16 protein-coding genes are annotated in these 19868 nt (G+C 73.6%); 6 read left to right on the plus strand and 10 right to left on the minus strand.

Translation table 11 applies throughout. The features are described 5' to 3' along the window. Positions 1 to 6: 6 nt before the first annotated feature. Both AB0O07_RS09065 and AB0O07_RS09070 read right to left on the minus strand, forming a co-directional pair. Positions 7 to 1671: an ABC transporter substrate-binding protein gene (locus tag AB0O07_RS09065; protein WP_365629324.1), complete on the minus strand. Its 1665-nt coding sequence runs from the start codon at positions 1669 to 1671 to the stop codon at positions 7 to 9. A gap of 124 nt (positions 1672 to 1795) precedes the next feature. Continuing rightward, complete coding sequence (locus AB0O07_RS09070) at positions 1796 to 2944, minus strand: WYL domain-containing protein (protein ID WP_365629327.1); 1149 nt, start codon at positions 2942 to 2944, stop codon at positions 1796 to 1798. A 133-nt stretch (positions 2945 to 3077) separates the two neighbouring features. Here AB0O07_RS09070 and AB0O07_RS09075 point away from each other — a divergent pair, with 133 nt between their 5' ends. Further along, positions 3078 to 4019: a D-2-hydroxyacid dehydrogenase family protein gene (locus AB0O07_RS09075; protein WP_365629330.1), complete on the plus strand. Its 942-nt coding sequence runs from the start codon at positions 3078 to 3080 to the stop codon at positions 4017 to 4019. Positions 4020 to 4171: 152 nt separating this feature from the next. Here AB0O07_RS09075 and AB0O07_RS09080 read toward each other — a convergent pair whose 3' ends face one another. The 3 genes from AB0O07_RS09080 to AB0O07_RS09090 form a co-directional block, all read right to left on the minus strand. Next, positions 4172 to 5020: a hypothetical protein gene (locus AB0O07_RS09080; protein WP_365629333.1), complete on the minus strand. Its 849-nt coding sequence runs from the start codon at positions 5018 to 5020 to the stop codon at positions 4172 to 4174. A 58-nt stretch (positions 5021 to 5078) separates the two neighbouring features. Next, the gene (locus tag AB0O07_RS09085) at positions 5079 to 7013 is read right to left on the minus strand and encodes a cellulase family glycosylhydrolase (RefSeq protein ID WP_365629336.1); all 1935 of its coding nucleotides are present in this window, start codon (positions 7011 to 7013) and stop codon (positions 5079 to 5081) included. Positions 7014 to 7270: 257 nt separating this feature from the next. Next, positions 7271 to 8293 carry a LacI family DNA-binding transcriptional regulator gene (locus tag AB0O07_RS09090; RefSeq protein ID WP_365629339.1) on the minus strand — a complete coding sequence of 341 codons (1023 nt, stop codon included), beginning with the start codon at positions 8291 to 8293 and terminating at the stop codon, positions 7271 to 7273. Between the two features lie 202 nt (positions 8294 to 8495). Between AB0O07_RS09090 and AB0O07_RS09095 the strand changes: the two genes are divergently transcribed. From AB0O07_RS09095 to AB0O07_RS09105, 3 genes are read left to right on the plus strand one after another with little or no spacing between them, the layout of a single operon-like run. Further along, positions 8496 to 9857 carry an extracellular solute-binding protein gene (locus AB0O07_RS09095; protein WP_365629342.1) on the plus strand — a complete coding sequence of 454 codons (1362 nt, stop codon included), beginning with the start codon at positions 8496 to 8498 and terminating at the stop codon, positions 9855 to 9857. After that, entirely contained in the window at positions 9821 to 10720 is a 900-nt protein-coding gene (locus tag AB0O07_RS09100; protein ID WP_365629345.1) for a sugar ABC transporter permease, read from the plus strand. The genes AB0O07_RS09095 and AB0O07_RS09100 overlap by 37 nt, the downstream gene beginning before the upstream one ends. Continuing rightward, positions 10717 to 11625 carry a carbohydrate ABC transporter permease gene (locus AB0O07_RS09105; RefSeq protein WP_365629348.1) on the plus strand — a complete coding sequence of 303 codons (909 nt, stop codon included), beginning with the start codon at positions 10717 to 10719 and terminating at the stop codon, positions 11623 to 11625. Before AB0O07_RS09100 ends, AB0O07_RS09105 begins: the two co-directional genes overlap by 4 nt. A 64-nt stretch (positions 11626 to 11689) precedes the next feature. Here AB0O07_RS09105 and AB0O07_RS09110 read toward each other — a convergent pair whose 3' ends face one another. Continuing rightward, complete coding sequence (locus AB0O07_RS09110; protein ID WP_365629351.1) at positions 11690 to 12178, minus strand: NUDIX domain-containing protein; 489 nt, start codon at positions 12176 to 12178, stop codon at positions 11690 to 11692. An 83-nt stretch (positions 12179 to 12261) separates the two neighbouring features. After that, complete coding sequence (lnt, locus tag AB0O07_RS09115; protein ID WP_365629354.1) at positions 12262 to 13875, minus strand: apolipoprotein N-acyltransferase; 1614 nt, start codon at positions 13873 to 13875, stop codon at positions 12262 to 12264. A 226-nt stretch (positions 13876 to 14101) separates the two neighbouring features. Here lnt and AB0O07_RS09120 point away from each other — a divergent pair, with 226 nt between their 5' ends. After that, positions 14102 to 15187 (plus strand): O-antigen ligase family protein, encoded by a 1086-nt coding sequence (locus tag AB0O07_RS09120; RefSeq protein WP_365629357.1) that lies wholly within the window; start codon positions 14102 to 14104, stop codon positions 15185 to 15187. Between the two features lie 172 nt (positions 15188 to 15359). Here AB0O07_RS09120 and AB0O07_RS09125 read toward each other — a convergent pair whose 3' ends face one another. Together AB0O07_RS09125 and AB0O07_RS09130 are read right to left on the minus strand one after the other, a co-directional pair. Beyond that, complete coding sequence (locus AB0O07_RS09125) at positions 15360 to 15968, minus strand: hypothetical protein (RefSeq protein WP_365629360.1); 609 nt, start codon at positions 15966 to 15968, stop codon at positions 15360 to 15362. 74 nt (positions 15969 to 16042) lie between these two features. Further along, complete coding sequence (locus tag AB0O07_RS09130) at positions 16043 to 16870, minus strand: aspartate/glutamate racemase family protein (protein WP_365629363.1); 828 nt, start codon at positions 16868 to 16870, stop codon at positions 16043 to 16045. 58 nt (positions 16871 to 16928) lie between these two features. On the opposite strand from AB0O07_RS09130, the gene AB0O07_RS09135 reads away from it, so the two are divergent. Next, on the plus strand, positions 16929 to 18146 hold the full coding sequence (locus AB0O07_RS09135; RefSeq protein WP_365629366.1) for a glycosyltransferase: 1218 nt from the start codon (positions 16929 to 16931) through the stop codon (positions 18144 to 18146). Between the two features lie 45 nt (positions 18147 to 18191). Here AB0O07_RS09135 and AB0O07_RS09140 read toward each other — a convergent pair whose 3' ends face one another. After that, positions 18192 to 19556 carry a TerD family protein gene (locus tag AB0O07_RS09140; RefSeq protein WP_365629369.1) on the minus strand — a complete coding sequence of 455 codons (1365 nt, stop codon included), beginning with the start codon at positions 19554 to 19556 and terminating at the stop codon, positions 18192 to 18194. Positions 19557 to 19868 lie beyond the last annotated feature (312 nt).

A 19868-nucleotide genomic window follows, 5' to 3' on the forward strand; every position in this document is an offset into this window, starting at 1 on the left:
CGGCGCTCACGCTCCCTTCAGGCCGATGCCGAGGTAGTCGAACTCGAAGCCGTGCTCGGCGTAGCCGCGTACCTTCCGGGAGATGCCGACGAGGCGGTCGGCGAACATCGGGGTCATCGCCCCGCCCTTCTCGATGACGAGGGTCTGGGCCTCGCCGTAGAGTTCGCGCCGGCGCCGGTCGTCGGTCTCGCTCCGGGCGCGGTCGAGGAGCGCGTCGAAGGTCTTGTCGGACCAGGCGGTCTCGTTGTAGCCGGAGCCGCCCCGGAAGACCTGGTTGAGGAGTTGGTCGACGGGGCGGCCGGTGTACCAGTAGGTGGCCATGAGCGGCTTCTTCATCCAGATCTGGGTGTAGTACGAGTCGGCGGCGGCCGTCCTGACCCGGACCCGGATCCCCGCCCGCCGGGCGGACTCCTGGTAGGCGAGCGCCATCGGGGTGAAGATCGGGTCGTACGACGAGGTGTAGAGGTCGACGGCGAGACCCTCCTGCCCGGCCCGCTTGAGGAGGTGCCGGGCCCGCTCGGGGTCGTGGACGGGGTGGTCCGCGCGGTGGTACGGGTCGCCGGGCGGTACGGGGTTGTCCCAGCCGAGGGTGCCGGCGCCCTGGAGGGCGACCTTGAGGATGTGCTCGGGGTCGTAGGCGAGCTTCATCGCCTGCCGGACCCGTACGTCGGTGAAGGGCCGCTCGGTGGTGAGCATCGGCAGGACGTACCACTGGGCGTCCTTGACCCGGGCGATGGTGGCGCGGTCGGAGGCGGCGACGACCCGGGCGGTGGCGAAGTCCAGGTTGGTCTGGGAGAGCAGGTCGACCTGTCCGGCGAGGAGCGCGTTGGAGCGGGCCTGCATATCGGCGACGGAGTAGAAGTCGACGGCGTCGAGGACGGGCCGGCCGGCCCAGTGGTCCTGGTACGCGGTGACGCGGCCGGGTCCCGCGGCGGTGAAGGAGACGAGTCGGAAGGGTCCGGTGCCGATGCCGGTGCGGCCGATGGAGCGGGCGCTGCCGTCGGGGACGACATAGCAGTTGTAGTGGGTGAGGAGGGTGGGGAACTCGGCGTTGGGGGTTTTCAGCGGGACGACGAGGGTGTGCGCGTCGGGGGTGCGCAGCGTCTTGGGGTCGATCAGCGGTTCGAGGACGGCGGCCTGCGGGGAGGCGGTCGCGGCGTCGAGGATATGGCGCAGGGTGTAGGCGGCGTCGGCGGAGGTGAAGGGGCGGCCGTCGTGGAAGGCGACGCCGCGCCGGAGCCGGAAGGTCCAGGTGCGGGCCCGGTCGTCGGGCTCCCAGGACTCGGCGAGGTCGGGGGCGAGCAGGCCGTCGGGGCCGATCCGGACGAGCCGGTTGTAGAGGGCGCCGAGGTATTCGTACGCGGAGAGCGCGCTCGCCGGGTCCAGGGTCTCGGCCTCCGAGGCGGGCGGTCGGGCGATCCGCAAGGTGCCGCCTCGGCCGGGCCGGCCGGCGGGGGCGGCGGCCGGGAGGGCGCCGTTCGCGGTACCGCCGGTGGGGCCGCCGGTCCCCGAGGAGCAGCCGCTGAGCAGCCAGGAGGCGCCGAGCGCGGCGCCGCCCGCGGTGGCGGCGGAGAGCAGGGCGCGCCGGGTGGGCCGCCCGGACCCGGTGGGCGCGGGCGGGGCGCCGGTGGGGTGCGTGCCGGGGTGCGTGCGGCGGTCTGAGTCGGCCATGTACCGGACGCCCTTCGCAGTGATTCGTTCGCGTGAACGATTGGGTGAAGTGCGTGAACGATAGCCAGGCTCTCCTCCCCCGCCAACCCCTTCGGACGGATTCAACCTCCGGGAAACCGACTCGTTACCTGGTCCGGGAGCGGCTTCCGGGGGTACGGGGCGCGGGCGGGGCCCCGTAGAGCGCGGTGAGCTCGGCGCCGAGACGGGCCAGGCAGGCGCGGGCCTCCGGGGGTGACAGGACCTCGATCCTGGCGCCCAGGACGGCGAGCCGGGCGGCCAGCGCCTCCGGTGAGGCGCCGTCCACCTCGAACTCCATCCAGCCGTGCGGCAGCGGGGCGCCGAGCCGCAGCCGGCCGGGGAAGAGGCCCCGCAGCACCGCCTCGGCGCCGCGCTCGGCCCGGGCCCGTACGGTCGCCGCGCGCCTGCGGTCCTCCACGGCGGGGGCGAGCGAACGCCAGGCGGTGGCGAGGTCGAACCCCTCCGGGCGGACCACCGGGTCCCCGGTCGGCTCGACGGAGGTGACCCGGCCGAGCCGGAAGATCCGCAGCCGCCCGTCCCCGGTGCCGGCCACGAGATACCGCGCCCCGGCCCGGGTCGCGAGGCCCAGCGGATCGACGGTACGGATCTCGTCCGGCGCACCGGGCCGCCCGTACCCGATCCGGATCCGCGTCCCGTCCACGACGGCCCGCTCCAGCACCCTGAGGTGCGGCGCCCCGCTCTCCCTCGGATCGGCCGGCCGGCCGTGGCGGTGCGGGGACCCGGGTGCGGTCGGAGGCCCGGGGGCGGTCGGGGGCCCGGAAGCGGGCGGAGGCTTGGGGGCGGTCGGTCGCCCGGCCGGGGGCAGGGGGGCGGCGGGTATGCCCGGGGCCTCGCCGGTGGGTACGTCCGAAGCCTGACCGACGGATACGTCCGGGGCCTCGCGGACGGATACGTCCGGGGCTCCGGGCGGGGCCGCCGTCGTGGGCCCGGGCGAGTGCGGGGCCGGGTGCGGGGCCGGGTGCACACCCCGTGACGTGTCCGTCGCGACGAGGAACAGTTCCCTGATCTCGGCCACGGTGATCCCGCCGGAGCCCGTCCGGGCGCCGCCCATCAGCGCCCAGCCGCCGCCCCGCCCGCGCTGCGGGTAGACGGGGATCCCGGCGGTCGCCAGCGCCTCCAGGTCACGGCGCGCCGTCCGCTCGGAGACGGCCAGCTCGGCCGCCACATCGGCCGCCGTCACCCGTCCCCGCGCCTGGAGGAGCAGGAGCGTCGCCACCAGACGATCGGCCCTCATATCCCCATTCTGCTCCCGGTCCCGCCACGCTCCGGGCGGAGCCGGGGGTGACGGAGCCCCCGCCGGTGCGGCGCGGGCCCGGGGCGTCGTGTTGACTGCTGTCTCCGTGCACCAGGTGATCAAGGAGCCAGCCATGCGTATCGCCGTCCTCGACGACTACCAGCGGGCCGCCCGTCGCTTCGCCGACTGGGACGCGCTCGACGGCGAGGTGGTCTTCTTCCACGAGCCGCTCGCCGGTACGGATGCGGTCGCCTCGGCGCTGGCCGGGTTCGACGCGGTGGTCGCCATGCGGGAGCGCACCCCGTTCACCGCCGAGGTGTTCGACCGGCTGCCCGGCCTGCGGCTGCTGGTGACCACCGGGATGGTCAACGCCTCGGTGGACCTGGCGGCGGCCCGGCACCACGGGGTGACGGTCTGCGGCACCGACTCGCCGCCGCACGCCACCGCCGAGCTGACCTGGGGGCTGATCCTCTCGCTGGCCCGGCACATCCCGGCGGAGTCTGCGGGGATGCGGGAGGGCGGCTGGCAGCATACGGTCGGCCGCGACCTGCACGGCCGTACGCTCGGGGTGGTCGGCCTGGGGCGGCTCGGCTCGCGGGTCGCGGCGATCGGCGCGGCGTTCGGCATGCGGGTGCTCGCGTGGAGCAGCAATCTGGACCCGGAGCGCGCGGTGGCGGCGGGGACGGAGCCGGTGGACCGGCGGACGCTCTTCGAACAGGCCGACGTGGTCACCGTCCACTACAAGCTGAGCGCGCGCAGCGCGGGGCTGATCGGCGCGGAGGAACTCTCCTGGATGAAGCCGACGGCCCTGCTGGTGAACACCTCGCGGGGGCCGCTGGTCGACACGGCGGCGCTGACGGAGGCGGTGCGCTCGGGGCGGATCGCGGGGGCCGGGCTCGACGTCTACGACCTGGAGCCGCTCCCCGCCGACGACCCGCTGCGCACCGTGCCGGGCACCGTCCTCACCCCGCATCTGGGGTATGTCACGGAGGCCACGTACGAGGTGTTCTACGGTCAGGCGGCGGAGGACATCACGGCCTTCGCGGCCGGCACCCCACTGCGCGTCCTCACCTGACCCGGCGTCGGGGACGGCCGACCGGGCGGCCCGGCACGTACCCGGGCAAGCCGCCCGTCGCGGGTACGGTCCCGGCCGGGCGGCGGGGCGGCGACCGGCCTGTTCCGGCCGGGGGATCTCCCGGCCGGAACAGACCGTTGCCTCAGGCCCCGTCAGGCCTTCTCGGACTCCGAGGACTCCGAGGACTCCGAGGACTCCGAGGACTCCGGAGCCTTCTCGGCCCCTTCCGCCGCCTTGCCCTCTTCGCCAGCCTTGCCCTCTTCGCCCGCCGCGGACTCCTCGGAGGCCTCGGCCCTCTCGGGCTTCCCAGGCGCCCCGGATTCCCCGGAGTTCTCCGAACCCTCGGACTCCCCGGCCTTCACGGACTCCCCGGACTTCTCCGAATCCTCGGGCTCCCCGGGCGCCCCCGGCTCCTCGCCGTCCTCGAAGTAGGCGTCCAGGACCGTGTCCAGCTCCGCTTCCCACTCCTTGAGGAGACCCCTGGCCGGTGCCTCCACCTCGGCGTCGAACCAGCGCAGCGGCCCGGTGTGGACCGTGACCGTGAACCGGCGCCCGAAGCGCTGCGTCTTCACCTCGACCGCGCCGATCTCGTCCCAGTCGAACTCGGCCTCCTGGTCGTCCAGCTGGAACCGGACGCCCTCGCGGTTCGCGATGATCGCGCCGCGCCGGTCGCTGACCTCGAAGACGGGGCCGTCCCCGGCGGGACCGTCCCCGGCGGAGCCGTCCGCGTCATCGTCCGCGGCGCCGCGCTCGTCGTCCTTCTCGTCGGCCGGCTCCCGTTCCTCCGGCTCGTCCCGGTCGTCCCGCTCGTCCTTCTCCTCGTGTGCCGGCTGCTCCTTCTCCTCCGGTTCCTCCGGCCGCTCCTCTCCCTTCGCCTCCTCGTTCTCGTCACCGGCCCGCCGGGGCGCCGACGGGGACGGGGCCACGAGACCGGGGATGTACGCCGGGTCGGTCCCCGCGGCGAACTCGGTCTGGATCTTCGGATCTATGCGCTGCTCCACGGCAGGAAGTATGGACGACGAAGCTGTATGAGCCCAGTGAGCCCGCCGCCGTTCCCGGTCAGCCTCCACCGGCCAGCCGCAGCACCCGTACCCCGTACGGCTCCAGGGTCACCTCGTCCACGGCGGAGCCGTCCAGTTCGGTCAGGCGCCGCCCGGCCTCGACGGCGGGGGTGACGCGGAGCTCCTCGCGGCCCTGGCTGACCAGCCAGACGTACCGCTCGCCGCCCGCGTGGTCCAGCAGGTCGACGGCGACCCGGGGGTCGGCCACGGTGACCGGGCGGCGTACCCCGGCGTGCGCGGCGAGGGCGTCGTACAGCCGTACCGTCTGCTCCGGGTTGACGCGCGGTGTGACGGAGGCCATGTGCTCCAGCGGATAGGTGCAGAGCACCATGGCCCCCGCGCCGGTCGCGCGCCGCAGCAGCGCGGGGCGCCCCCGGCCGTCGACGGCCACCACCTCGGCGCCGTCCGGCTCCACCGGGAGGAAGGCCCGGCTGCTGGCCGTGCCCGCGGTACGGAAGGAGAGGGTGTCGCCCGGGGCGAGGGTGCCGAGGGGGCGGGTGAGGGTGAGTTCGACGGTGTCGTCCTCGATCGGGTCGACCAGGCCGTACTCCAGGAGGTGGCGGACGCCGAAGAGCCGGTTCAGATGGGCGTACCAGGGGCCGCGCTGCTCGTCGTGGGCGCCGGGCGAGTAGGAGACGTAGACGGTGGCGCCGCCGTGGGCCAGCTCCTCCAGCCGGTACCAGCTCGGGGCGAGCAACTGCTTGGTGGAGGGCAGCAGATAGAGCCGGTGCCCCTCGGGGATGGCGTCGCTCTCCCGTACGACGGTGGCGGGGGCGTCGGCGAGCCGGGAGCTGATCCATGCCTGCCGCCCGGTCCGCTCCACATACGCGCGGTCCTCCTCCCGGGTGAAGGGGTAGAGGGTGTCGAGGTACGAGGAGACCACCAGCGCGGTGTCGGTGGCGGGGCGCGAGCAGTGGCCGAAGTCGATGCGTTCCAGCAGCCCGGCGAACGAACGCACCTCCGCGAGCTGGGGTTTGGGGGTGCCCGTGGCGTCGGTCAGCCCGAAGTGCATCTCGAACGCGTGGTGGGAGTAGGGCGGCTGCTCGCGGAGCTGGTCGTAGTCGGTGTTGTTCCAGGCGATCCATCCGGTGGCACCGGCGAGCAGGCTGTTGTGGAGGGCCTGGCGGTAGTAGCGGGCGGCGCCGGGCCCCGAGGCGAAGTCGGAGGTGAGGCCGAACTCCTCCAGGACGACGGGGAGTCCGAAGGTGCCGGTGAGTTCGCAGACCCAGGCGGCGGCGTAGTGCTGGCGGACGGGGTCGTCCTCCATCCGGTAGACGTGCGGGCCCAGCCAGTCGGTGAGGGCGGCGCAGTCGCGGAGCCGGAAGCCGTTGTCGTGGCCGGAGTTCTCCAGGCCCCAGGCGCCGTCGCCGAGGGAGACCGGCTGCCGGGCGCCCCCGGCCCGTACGGCGTCCACGACGAGCTGGGCCCAGGCGGCGACGTCCTCGCGGGCGGCGTCCGAACGCCCGTAGATCGGCATCTCGTTGGAGATCAGCCACCCCGCCACGGCCGGGTGGTCCGTGAAGCGGGCGGTCATCTCGCGGGCGAACCAGGCCTGTTGGGCGACGAGCCGGACATCGGTGTAGAGGTCCCGGCCGGCGCGCCAGGCGGGGTCCCAGTTCTCGCCGCTCATATGGCCGACGAGGAAGGTGGGGACGGTGGTCATGCCGAGGGCGTGGTGGCGGTCGAGGAAGTCCGCGTAGTGGGCGCAGAGTTGGTCGTCGACGCGGTCGGGCTCCGGCATGAAGTCCGGCCAGTAGAAGAACGACCGGGTCATGGTGAGCCCGTGGTCGCGGAGGACCCGTAGCTCCTCCGTCACCACGTCGCCCCGGTACGAGCGCCACATGAGCGGCCCGCCTTCGCGCGACCAGAAGTTGGCGCCGATCCAGGTGACGGGGGCTCCCCCGGCGGTGATCCGGGCAGCGGGACGCGGCATCGGGGCGGACTCCCTTGAACGGCCTGACGGAAGGAATGCGCGAGGGAACATGAGCGGGAACAGGGAACGCGAGCGGGAATTACGGGAGGGAGTTCGGGAGCGGACAGGGACCAACAGGTGGCGGAAAGCAGGCAGCGGAAAGCAGGCGGTCGCGGCACCGGTGCGGACGGGCGGTGCCTCGGCCTTTCCAGTGAATCGCTGTACCGGTTTAGCGTCAACACCGCGTACCGGACGGGAAATACGTTCGGTAAACCGGTTCAGGCGCCGGTGGCCGGGGGCGGTGCCACGCTGCCGCGCGGGGTGAGCCGGGGCGCCGGGTCCTCCTGGTCCGCCACCGTCCGGCCGTCCGCGGCCTCCCGCAGCATCCGGGCGGCCCGTGCGCCGTATCCGACGATGTCCCTGCTCAGCGCGGTCAGTGGCGGGTCGACCAGTTCGCAGAGCGCCGAGTCGTCCCAGGCCACGACGGAGAGTTCGGCGGGGACGCGGACGCCGAGGGAGTGCGCGGCGGTCAGCCCCGACACGGCCATCACGTCGTTGTCGTAGAGGATCGCCGTGGGCGGCCGGGCGGTGGCGAGGAGGGCGCGGGTGGCCGCGGCGCCGCCCTCCCCGCTGTAGTCGGCCTCGACGGTCCCGCCGGTGAGCCCGCCCGCGCGGAGGGCCGCGTCGAAGGCGGCCGTACGGATCGCGGTGTGGCGCAGCGGGGCGGGGCCGCCGACCCGGGCGATCCTGCGGTGCCCCAGTCCCGCGAGGTGGCGGACGACGGTGGTGACGGCCGCGGCGTCGTCGCTCCAGACGGCGGGCAGGGTACGGCGGCCGTCCGGCGCCCCGATCAGCACGGCGGGCAGGCCGAGTTGCTCCAGGACGGGGAGGCGCGCGTCGTCGACCCGCAGGTCGACGAGGAAGACCCCGTCGACCCGGTGCCGGGCCGACCAGGAGCGGTAGAGGGCGATCTCGGTGGTCCGGTCCTCGGCCATGGTGAGGAGGAGCGGGGTGGCGTCGGCGGTCAGTTCGGACTGGATGCCCGAGATGAGCTGCATGAAGAAGGGTTCGAGCCCCAGGGTGCGCGCGGGGCGGTCGATGACCAGGCCGAACGCCCCCGCCGTACCCCCGGAGAGCGCCCGTGCCGCGCTGTTGGGCTGCCACCCCAGCTCCTGGGCGATGGCCCTGATGCGCCGGCGGGTGGGTTCGGAGACGCCGGGGCGGCCGTTGAGGGCGAAGGAGACGGCGGCCTTGGTGACGCCGGCCCGCTCGGCTATATCGGCCATGGTGGGGCGTTTCACGGTGGTGCCCTTTCTTTTCGCGCGGGTGCCGCGCACATCGTTCACCAGCGACGTCGAGAAAGGCAATGCACCGGCATTGACACGCCTTCCCGGCGCGCCTAATTTCACGGGCGCCGGATGGTGCGCGGACCACCCCCGGCTCCCTGGATATGTCACTTCCACGTCGCGGCCGAGCGCCGCGCGACCGAGCCAAGGGGCCGATATGACCGTGACCACCGAGACCATTCCGCGCGCGGGCCGGGCGAGGCGCCGCGCCGCCGCCGGACTCGCCGCCGCTGTCGCCGCCGCGCTGCTGGCTGCGGGGTGCACCGGCGGCGGGGCCGCCTCCCGGGGCGAGGAGGCGAAACCGGCCGAGGACCCGTCGAAAGTCTCCGGGACGATCACCGTGCTGACCCAGCGCACCGACTGGGTGCAGGACGGCACGATGGCCCGGTACGCGGACGAGTTCCGGAAGACCTACCCCAAGGTGACCGTCAAGTTCGACGGGATCACCGACTACGAGGGGGAGGTCAAGATCCGGATGAACACCAAGAACTACGGTGACGTCCTGCTGATCCCCGGCGCGATCAAGAAGAACGACTATCCGCGTTTCTTCGCCTCCCTCGGCAGCCGGGCGGAGCGGGCGGAGAAGTACCGGTTCACCGACTACTCCACGGTCGACGGCAAGGTCTACGGGCAGAGTCCGATCGGGGTGGTGCCCGGCTTCCTCTACAACAAGAAGGTGTGGGCGGAGGCCGGGGCCACCGAGTGGCCCACCACGCCCGCCGCGTTCCTGGACGCGCTGCGGGCGATCAGAGCGAAGACGTCGGCGGTGCCGTACTACACCAACTTCAAGGACATGTGGCCGCTCACCTCGTGGACCTACGCCCTGGGTTCGGTGAGCTGCGACGCCCAGGCGCAGAACCGGCTGACCACCACCGACCCATGGGCCAAGGGGTCCGAACTGCGCACGGTGGACACGCTGTTGTACGACATCGTGCACGGGAAGCTGATCGAGAAGGACCCCTCGACGACCAACTGGGAGGCGTCCAAGCCGAGGCTGGCCAAGGGCGAGATCGCCACGATGTGGCTGGGCTCCTGGGCGATCCCGCAGTTCCGGGACGCGGCGGAGAAGGCCGGCACGGACCCCGGCGACATCGGCTTCATGCCCTTCCCCGCCCAGGTCGACGGCGCGTTCTGCGCGGTCGCCTCGCCGGACTACCAGTTGGCGGTGAACGTCCACTCGCCCCGGAAGGAGGCGGCGCGCGCCTGGGTCGACTGGTTCACCGAGAAGTCCGGGTACGCGGCGGACAACCTGGCGCTCTCCCCGCTGAAGGACGCCGCGCTCCCGGCCGTACTGAAGCCGTACACGGACCGGGGGGTGAACTTCATCGAACTGGACCAGAAGGACCGGGCGCTGGTGAACGAGATCGACAACGCGGCCGAGGTGGGCCTGGAGAAGCCGGAGTACCGGCAGAAGCTGGTCGATGTGGCGCGCGGCGCCGCCCAGGGCGATCTGGACGGCTATCTCGGCGGGCTCTCCGAGCGGTGGACCCGGGCGGAGAAGAGCGCGGGCGCGCGGTGAGCGGCAGGCGGGGGCTGACGCCCTGGCTCTTTCTGCTGGTCCCGGTGGCGCTGCTGGTGGTGTTCACGTACGCGCCGGTCGTCAACATGCTCGTCTACAGCCTGACGGACTGGGACGGGGTCTCCCCCGAACTCTCCTTCACCGGCCTCGGCAACTACGCGGAGATCTTCACCCGGCCGGCGCTCTTCCAGGTCTTCTTCGTCAGCGGCTACTACCTGGCGGCTTCGGTGGTGCAGATCGGCGCCGCGCTCTACTTCGCGACGGTGCTGAGCTTCCGTACCCGGTTCCGGAACTTTTTCAAGGGGGTGCTGTTCTTCCCGTATCTGATCAACGGGGTGGCGATCGGTTTCGTCTTCCTCTACTTCTTCCAGGAGGGCGGCACGCTCGACTCGGTGCTGCGGCTGCTCGGGGTCTCCGGCGACCACGCCTGGCTCTCCTCCTCGACCTCGGCCAATGTCTCGCTGGCCGGGGTGTCGGTGTGGCGGTACATGGGGCTGAACTTCGTGCTCTTCCTCGGCGCGATCCAGTCGATCCCGGGCGAGCTGTACGAGGCGTCCGCGCTGGACGGGGCGGACCGGTGGCAGCAGTTCCGGCACATCATCGCGCCGGGCATCCGGCCGGTCCTGAGCCTCAGTGTGATTCTGGCGGTCTCCGGGTCGCTGTCGGTCTTCGAGATCCCGTACATCATGACCGGCGGGGCCACCGGGACCGAGACCTTTGTGATCCAGACCGTGAAGCTGGCGTTCCAGTTCAACAAGACGGGGCTGGCGTCGGCGGCGGCCGTGGTGCTGCTGGTGATCGTGCTGCTGGTGACCTGGGTGCAGCGCCGTCTCGTCCCGGACGACAAGGTGGATCTCGTATGAGCGCCCGTGTCCCGTGGGCCGGTGTCCCGTCGGCGGGTTCCGGCTCGGCCCGTGCGCCGCGTGCCCGTGCGCCGCGTGCCCGTGCCGTGCTGGCCGGTTGGCTGAAGTATCTGTCGCTGGTGGTGGCGGCCGTGGTGGTGCTGCTGCCGCTCGGGGTGGTCTTTCTGACCTCGCTGAAGACCGAGCGGGAGCTGGCGGACGGCGGGGGCGCGCTGGCGCTGCCGCGCGACCTGTTCAATGTCGCGAACTACGGGACGGCGTTCACGGACGGGCGGATGCTCGGCGCGTTCGGGAACACCGCGTTCATCCTGTTCTTCGCGATCGGCGGGACGGTGGTCATCGGTTCCATGACCGCGTACGCCATCGACCGCTTCGACTTCCGCTTCCGCCGGCTGGTGCTGGTGGCGTTCCTGGTCGCCGCGCTGGTGCCCGGGGTGACGACACAGGTGGCGACCTTCCAGATCGTCAACAGCCTCGGGCTCTTCGACTCGCTGTGGGCGCCGGTCCTGCTCTACATGGGCACCGACATCGTCTCGATCTACATCTTCCTCCAGTTCATCCGGGGGATCCCGGTCTCGCTGGACGAGTCGGCGCGGCTGGACGGCGCGGGCCCCTTCACGGTCTTCCGGAAGATCATCTTCCCGCTGCTCCGGCCCGCGATCGCGACCGTGGTCATCATCAAGGGCATCACGGTCTACAACGACTTCTACATCCCGTTCCTCTATCTGCCGTCGGACGAGCGGGGCACGATCTCCACCTCGCTGTTCCGCTTCAAGGGGCCGTTCGGGGCGCACTGGGAGACCATCTCGGCGGGCGCGGTGCTGGTCATCGTGCCGACGCTGGTCGCGTTCCTCTTCCTCCAGCGCTTCATCTACAACGGCTTCACCCGGGGCGCGACCCGCTGACCGTACGGCCGTTCGCCGGGCGCCGGGCGCCGGGCGTGAGGTGTCAGGCGCCCGGCGCCCGGGGTCAGCCGAGGTCGTCGGGGCCGCCGGGGACGAACCAGGTGGGCGCGTCGCCGAGCGCCTGCTTGATCCGGAAGAGCGCGTACTCGGCCAGTTCGGGCAGCCCGTCCACCGGGAACCAGGCGACCTCCAGCGACTCGTCGTCGTTGACCCGGGCCTCGCCCCCGACGGCCCGGCAGCGGAAGCAGATGTCCATGAACTGGCAGTGGTCGCCGTTGGGGTACGTGACCGGCTTCAGCGCCTGGACGAGGACGACCCGTTCCACCTCGCAGCGGACGGCGGTCTCCTCGTACACCTCGCGCACCACCGTGACGGCGGGCTGCTCGCCCGGCTCCGCGATGCCGCTGATCAGCGACCAGCGGCCGGTGTCGGCGCGGCGCCCGAGCAGCACCCGGCCCTCGTCGTCGAGGACGACGGCGCTGACGCCCGGGAGGAGCAGGAGCTGGTGGCCGGCGGTGGCCCGGATCTCGCGGATGAAGTCAGGGGTTCCCATGCCCCGACCCTACCGGCCCCGGGCGAACGCCCCCGGGGCCGCGCGGAGTCGCCCGGAGTCGCCCGGACGCCCCCCCGGGGCCCTCAACCGCCGTTCGCGGCGCGCCTCGTGCGCACGGCGCCCGCCACCGCCCAGCCCAGTCCGGCGAGCGCGACGGCGGCCAGCAGCGCCTCGGGGAGGGCGCCGAGCCGGGTCGCGGGGGTGAGCGAGGAGCGCAGCGGGACCTTCGCGACCAGGGCGCCGGGGGTGAACATCCCGGTCTGCCGGACGATCGTGCCGTCCGGCTCGATGATGGCGCTGACCCCGCTGGTGACCGGGACGACGACGGTCCTGCTGTGTTCGACGGCCCGCACCCGGTCCATGGCGAGCTGCTGGTACGTCATCTCGCTGCGGCCGAAGGTGGCGTTGTTGCTGGGTACGGAGATCATCTGGGCGCCGTGGACGACGGAGTCCCGTACCGCCCAGTCGAACGCCGCCTCGTAGCAGGTGGCGAGGCCGACCTTGGTGCCGGCCAGATCGAAGACCCCGGTCTTCGTGCCCCGGGAGAAGTCCCTGCGGACCATCTCCGCGTACCCGGGGCTGATCCAGCGCACCAGGGAGCGGAGCGGCAGATACTCGCCGAACGGCTGGATCACGCGCTTGTCGTAGGTGGCGGTCGGGCCGCGCCGGGGGTCCCAGAGGATCTGCCGGTTGAACATCGGCCCGGTGTCGGGCGTGACGACGGCGCCGACCGAGATCGGCACCCCGATCGTTCTGGCGGCCTGGCTGATCAGGGCGTACGCGTCGGCGTTGCGGTACGGGTCGATGTCGGAGGAGTTCTCCGGCCAGAGCACGAAGTCGGGGCGGGGCTCCTTGCCCGCGGCGACATCGGCGGCGAGCTGGAGGGTCCGATTGACGTGGTTGTCGAGGACGGCGCGGCGCTGGGCGTTGAACTCGAGACCGGCGCGCGGCACATTGCCCTGGATCGCGGCGACGGTCGCGGTGCCGTTCTGCGGGGCGTCGCTGACCAGCGGGGACGCGGCGAGCCCGCCGAGGACCGGGACGAGGACGGTGGCCGCGGCCACGGCGACCGGGCCCCGGGGGACGGTGCGGCTCGCACGGTACGCGAGGAACTGGTGGACGGCCTCATGGAGCCCGAAGCCGCAGAGCGCGACGGCGAAGCCGAGCAGCGGGGTACCGCCGACCGCCGCGAGCGGCAGGAAGACGCCGTCCGCCTGGCCGAAGGCGATCTTGCCCCAGGGGAAGCCGCCGAAGGGGATCCGGGCGCGCACCGCCTCGCCGAGGATCCAGACCGCCGCCGCCCAGAGCGGCCGGAGCGGCAGCCTGCCGGCGGCGGCGATCCCGGTCGCCGTGAGGGCGACGAAGACGGCTTCCAGCGCGGCGAGCCCCAGCCAGGGCCCCGGTCCCACCTCGGTGCCCGTCCAGTGGAGCAGGGGCAGCAGGAAGCCGAGCCCGGCGAGGTAGCCGAGGCCCAGGGCGGCGCGGAAACGGCGCCCGTACAGGGTCCAGGCGAGCAGCGCGAACCCGGGCAGCGCCAGCCACCACAGGGTGCGCGGCGGGAAGCTCCCGTAGATCAGCAGCCCGGAGAGCACGGCCGCGGCGGGCCGCGCGAACCGCGCGGGCAGGGACCGGGACCGCGCCGGGCCGTCGGGGGCGGCGGGGTGCGGGGGTTCGGCGGTGGTGACAGTGGCGCTCACCCGGCGGAGTCTACGGTGGCGCCCGGTGGACCGGAGGCAGGACCTCCGCACCGCGCCCGTTCCCCGGCTCCGCGACCGGGACCCGTCGGACCTGTGGGAATACTTCTCCGCAATACCTCCACAAACGCCCGTCCCTGCCATTAACGTGTGCGCCAGTCCGTGGCGCACAGCCCGGATCCGGCCATGCGTACGGGCAGGGCCGGTCAGAGCTCGGGGGGTCCACGACATGGCCGCACCGGCGGAACACGTCGCGGTGGCACGGCGGGGCAGGGCACCGGACGCGGTCGGCGCGGCGCTGCTGGCCGGCTGCGCGGTATGGGCGCTGATCAGCTCGGCGGGGCGGGAGGCCAGGCCGGAGGGGGTGCTGCTGGCGGTCCTCACGGTCACCACGGGGTATGTGGTCGGCCGGATCAGCGGGTCGCTCGTGCCGGTCGCGACCGCCGGTGCGATGGCGCTGGTCTGGTTCGGCGGGGCGATCGCATCCGGCCAGGGGACGTTCGGCGCGGCCACGATGAGCGCCGCCGCGCCGCCCGGCGACTCGGGGGCGGTGGCGGCGCTGCTGGTGCTGGCGGGCGGGGCGGCCTGCGCGGCGGCGACCGGGGCGCGGCGGCTGCCGGTGCGGTCGGCGATGTGGCTGCTGGCGGCGGTGATCGCGGGCACCGCACTGGCACTCGACTCGGTGGTGGGGTTCCTCACGACGGCCGGGGTGGTGCTCTGCTCACTGGCCGCCGCCCGGATCCGGCGGCGGCTGCCGGGTCTCGCGGCGTACGCGCTGATCACGGTGGCGGTGGTCGGGACGGGGTGGGCGGTGGCGGAACGGGCGCTCCCCGAGGGGCTGACGGTCGCGCTGGAGGGCCAGCTCACCGAGCACCGGATGGAGCTGTGGCACGACGCCGCCACGCTGGTGAAGGCGGACCCGGTACGCGGGGCGGGGCCGGACCGGTTCGGCGACCTGAGCACGGCGGCGGCGCGCTCCCCGGACAACGACGGGAAACCGCACTCGGCGCCGCTCCAGGCGGCGGCCGAGCAGGGCGTGGTCGGGGTGGCACTGCTGGGGGCGCTGTTCGGGTGGTCGCTCTCCGTACTGGGCCGCTCCCCCTGCTCCACTCCGGTGACCCTGACGGTCGGCGCCACCCTGACCGCCCTGGCCGCGCTGGCGACGGTGGGCAACGCGCTGAGTTTCACCCAGGTCACCCTGGGCGCGGGCCTCCTGGCCGGCCTGGCCACCGCCCGCCCGGCCCCCGACCTCACCCCACAGGACCCCCCGGAATCCCCCAGAACCGCCCGCGACGGAGAACCGGCGGGGGTGTAGCGCGGGGGGGGCGGACCCGGACGCGGACGCGGCCCGCGCGACGCTCACGGCCCGCACCACACCCCCGGCGCCACAGGGTTCGTCCCGACCGGGGCGCCCCATGCTCCGGTCCGGCGCCCGGCCCGGCCTAGGCCTCCGGGGCCGCCGTGCTCGCCCCGCGTCGTACGGCGCCTCAGCCGCCCGTCGCGCCCGTCGCGCCGGTCGCGCCCGTCGGTCCCGGGGCGCCGGGGTCGGTCGCCGTCGGCGGGAGGAGCCCCAGGCGGTGGCGGATGACGCGGACCGCCGATTCCGCGTCATCCACCGTGACCGTGAACGTGCGGCCGTCGCCGAGTCTGAGGACCACGGCCTCGCCCCGCCGCACCACCACCGCCGTCCCTATCTCCGGGCGCCAGCGGTATCCCCAGCCGCCCCACTGGCGCGGGGTGACCCGGGGGGCGAAGTCCGCGGCCACGACCTGGTCGAAGGCGATACGGCGGCGGGGCAGCCCGATGTGGCCGCACCGCACCTCCAGGTATTCCTGGTCGACGCTGACCGCCACATGGACGAAGGCCAGCGTGCCGAAGAGGATCAGCAGACCCGCCGCCACACACCCGACGACGGACATCACCAGGGCCACCGGGCCGCTGTTCCAGTTGGACTCGACGGCCAGCTCGACCCCGAGCGCGACACAGGCCGCGCCGGCGGCGGCCAGCAGCCACTGCACACGGTTGGTGGCCCGGCCGCTCCATGTCTCGGGGAGGGGCGCGGCCGCCTCGTCCTCCTGCCCGGGAAGGTCCTTCATGTCTCGCAGCGTACTCAGATTCCGCCCACCGGGGAGGCCCTGTGGACAACCGGGACGGGGCTGCGCCGAACGGGTTACTCGGGGATGTTCGCCCGTACCAGCCCCGCGAGGGTCCGGCCCTCGGCGTACGCCAGCGCCGCCCGCGGCAGCTCCGCCTCGCGCCCGCTCAGCAGCACCGTGAGCCGCCCTCCCCCGGCGGCGGAGCCACCGGCGGCGGCCTCGCGCGCGACGGAAGCGGAAGCGGGGCGCCCCCCGAGCCGGCGCAGCGTCTGCGCGGCGACCGCGCCCGCCGACCCGAACAGCACCGGGTCCGGCAGCCCGGTCGCGCGGACCGCGGCGAGGATGCGCCCGGCGACCAGTTCGTAGTGGGTGCAGCCGAGGACGACGGCCCGTACCCCCCTCGGGGTGAGCGCGGCGGCGGCCGTGACCGTGCGCTCGATCGCCTCCTCGTCCGCGTGCTGGACGGCGTCCGCGAGCCCCGGGCAGGGCACCTCGGTGACCTCGGCCCCGGCGGCGAAGTCCCGGATCAGGGCGCGCTGGTAGGGGCTGCCGGTGGTGGCGGGGGTGGCCCAGATCGCGACGGGGCCGCCGCCGGCCGCCGCGGGCTTGACCGCGGGCACCGTGCCGATGACCGGGATACGGGGCTCCAGCTCGGCCCGGAGCGCGGGCAGCGCATGCACCGTGGCCGTGTTGCAGGCGACGATCAGCGCGTCGGGGCGGTGGACGGCGGCGGCGCGCGCCACGGCGAGCGCCCGCTCGGTGAGGTCCTCGGGGGTACGCGGCCCCCAGGGCATCCCGTCGGGGTCGGAGGAGAGGACGAGACCCGCGTCGGGGACCAGCCGCCGTACCGCGTCGGCCGCCGCGAGAAGCCCGATGCCGGAGTCCATGAGCGCGATCTTCACCCGGTCACCATAGTCGACGGTACTTGCGGTCCTCCCCAGGTGGTGCAGACTGCGGCGAATGAGCGCCGTTGTCTGGATCGCCGTGGGTTCGCTGGCCGCGTGGGGCTGGCTGTTGCTGGGTCAGGGCTTCTACTGGCGTACGGACCAGCGGCTCCCCCCGCACGAGGGCTACCGGACGAACACCGGGAACGCCAAGGACGACGAGGGGGACGACAGCCGCTTCTGGCCCTCCGTGGCGATCGTCGTACCGGCCCGGGACGAGGCGGCGGTCCTGCCCGAGTCACTGCCGTCGCTGCTGGCCCAGGTCTATCCCGGCAAGGCGGAGATCTTCCTGGTCGACGACGGCAGCGGGGACGGCACCGGCGAGCTGGCCAGGGAGCTGGCCGGGCGGTACGGCGGGCTGCCGCTGACGGTCTCCACGCCCGGCGAGCCGGAGCCCGGCTGGACCGGCAAGCTGTGGGCGGTACGGCACGGGATCGCGCTGGCCCGCGCCCGCGACCCCGAGTATCTGCTGCTGACGGACGCCGACATCGCCCATGAACCGGACAGCCTGCGCGAACTGGTGGCGTCGGCGCGCTCGCAGGACTTCGACCTGGTCTCGCAGATGGCCCGGCTGCGGGTGGTGAGCGGCTGGGAGAAGCTGATCGTCCCGGCGTTCGTCTACTTCTTCGCCCAGCTCTATCCGTTCCGCTGGATCAACCGGCCCGGCGGGCGCACCGCGGCGGCGGCCGGGGGGTGCGCCCTGCTCCGTACCGAGACGGCGGTACGGGCCCGGGTGCCGGAGTCGATCCACCAGGCCGTGATCGACGATGTCTCGCTGGCCCGCGCGGTACGCCGGGACGGCGGCCGGATCTGGCTGGGGCTCGCGGAGCGGGTGGACAGTGTGCGCCCCTACCCCCGGCTCGCCGACCTCTGGCGGATGGTGGCGCGCAGCGCGTACGCCCAGCTCACGCATAATCCCCTGCTGCTCCTGGGGACGGTGGCGGGGCTGGCCGTGATCTATCTGGCGCCGCCGGCGGCGGTGGCCGCCGGGGTGTTCGCCGGGAACGGGGCCGCGGGGTGGACCGGGTTCGCGGCGTGGGCGGTGATGACCGGCACGTACATCCCGATACTCCGCTACTACCGGCTCTCCCTCTGGCTGGCCCCGCTGCTCCCGTTCACGGCGCTGCTCTATCTGCTGATGACGGTCGACTCGGCGGTACGGCACTACCGGGGGCGCGGGGCGGCCTGGAAGGGGCGGACCTACCGCCGCCCCCGGACCGCCCCGGACCAGTGAGGCCCCGCCGGAAGGCGGACGGGGCGCTCCCGCCGGCGGCGTAGGTCACTTCCTGCCGGGCGTCCAGTTCATGCCCCACCCGTAGGCGTAATCGATGGTGCGCTGCGGGCTGACGCCGCGTTCCGGTACGAGGAACCGGGCCTCGCGCTGGACGACGAGGTCGGATCCGGTGTTGGTGATCAGGGCGAGGGAGCAGACCGTGGAGGCCACGGTGCACTCGCCGAGCGAGAAGTCGATCGGGGCGCCGTGCTGGGGCTGGAGGGTGACCGTGGCGTCGAGGTCGGCGAAGCTGCGGGCGCCCTCGTAGATGGTGACGAAGATGACGACGCGGCGCAGCCGGTTCTTGTGGTCGAGGTTGATGGTGAGGTTCTCGCCGCTGTCGACGGCGCCGGTGCGGTCGTCGCCGTCGAGGTGGATGTAGGGCGGCTGGTGGAGCGAGCCCCAGGCGTTCCCGAGCGCCTGGACCACGCCCTTGCGGCCGTCGGTGAGTTCGTACAGGGCGCACAGGTCGAGGTCGAGATCGCCGTGCATCGCGACGGCCCGGCCGAGCTTGGCGCCCCACCCCTGGAACTGTTTGCGCACCTGCCAGTTGAGGTTCACCCGCATCACACCGGAGGTGCCGCCCTGTTTCGCCAGCGAGACGGAGGGCGCCTCCTTCGTCAGCGTCACCTTGCTCAGCCGTACCGGCGCCGCGGGGGCGGCGGGCGGCGCGGGCGGGGCGGCCGGCGGGGGTGTCACCGGCGGGGTGTACGGGGCCGCCGCGGGCGGCGGCGGTACGGAGAGCGAGGGCGCGGTCGGCGCGGAGGCCGCCGTGGGGCGCGCGGCCGGCACGACAGGCGGGGCGGGCGCGGCGGGAGCCGGGGGCGGTGCCGGCGCGGCGGGGGCCGGGTCGTCGACGGTGATCCCGAAGTCGGTGGCGAGACCCGCGAGTCCACTGCCGTACCCCTGCCCGACGGCCCGGAACTTCCACTGGCCCTGGCGCCGGTAGAGCTCGCCGACGACGAACGCCGTCTCGACGGTGGCGTCCGTGGAGTCGTACCGGGCGATCTCCGTGCCGTTCGCCGCGTCCACCACCCGTACCCGCAGCCCGGGCACCTGGCCGAAGGTGCCGCCGTCGGCCGAGGCGGCCAGGACGACGCGTTCCACGGCGGGTTCGATCCGCGCGAGGTCGACGGCGAGGGTGTCGGTCGTCTCCGCGCCGCCGGGCGTCTTGCCCTCGTGCCGTACGGTGCCGGAGGAGTGCCGGGGCTGGTTGTAGAAGACGAAGTCCGCGTCCGAGCGGACCCTGCCGGAGACGAGCAGGAGCGCCGACGCGTCGACGTCCGGCACCCCGGGCCCGGCGCGCCACCCCACCTCGACGCGGACGGCCGCCGCCGTCACCGGAAGATTGGCTCCTTTAAGCATGGACATGCTCGCCCCCATCACACCTGGCTGAGTCCGGTCGTTCGGTACGGTCCAACCTAAACGAGACACCGCCGCGCCGGTCCCCCGGACACCGCGGGACCCGCCGGTGACACCCGCGCGGGGCGGCCGCCGGGCGGTCACCGGAGGGGCGCCCGGCCCGGTGTCCGGGGGCGTCAGGACCGGTGTCCCGCCGGGTGTCCCGCCGGGGATCCGCCATCGTCCGCTCACCGCGCTATCTCCCCTTTGTTCCCTGGATGTTGCCACCGGATGACAGCGCCGCACCCCCGGCGGAGGGGACGGCGTCCCGGCGCGGTACCC

This window comes from Streptomyces sp. NPDC093085, from assembly GCF_040683935.1.
Taxonomy (GTDB): Bacteria; Actinomycetota; Actinomycetes; order Streptomycetales; family Streptomycetaceae; genus Streptomyces.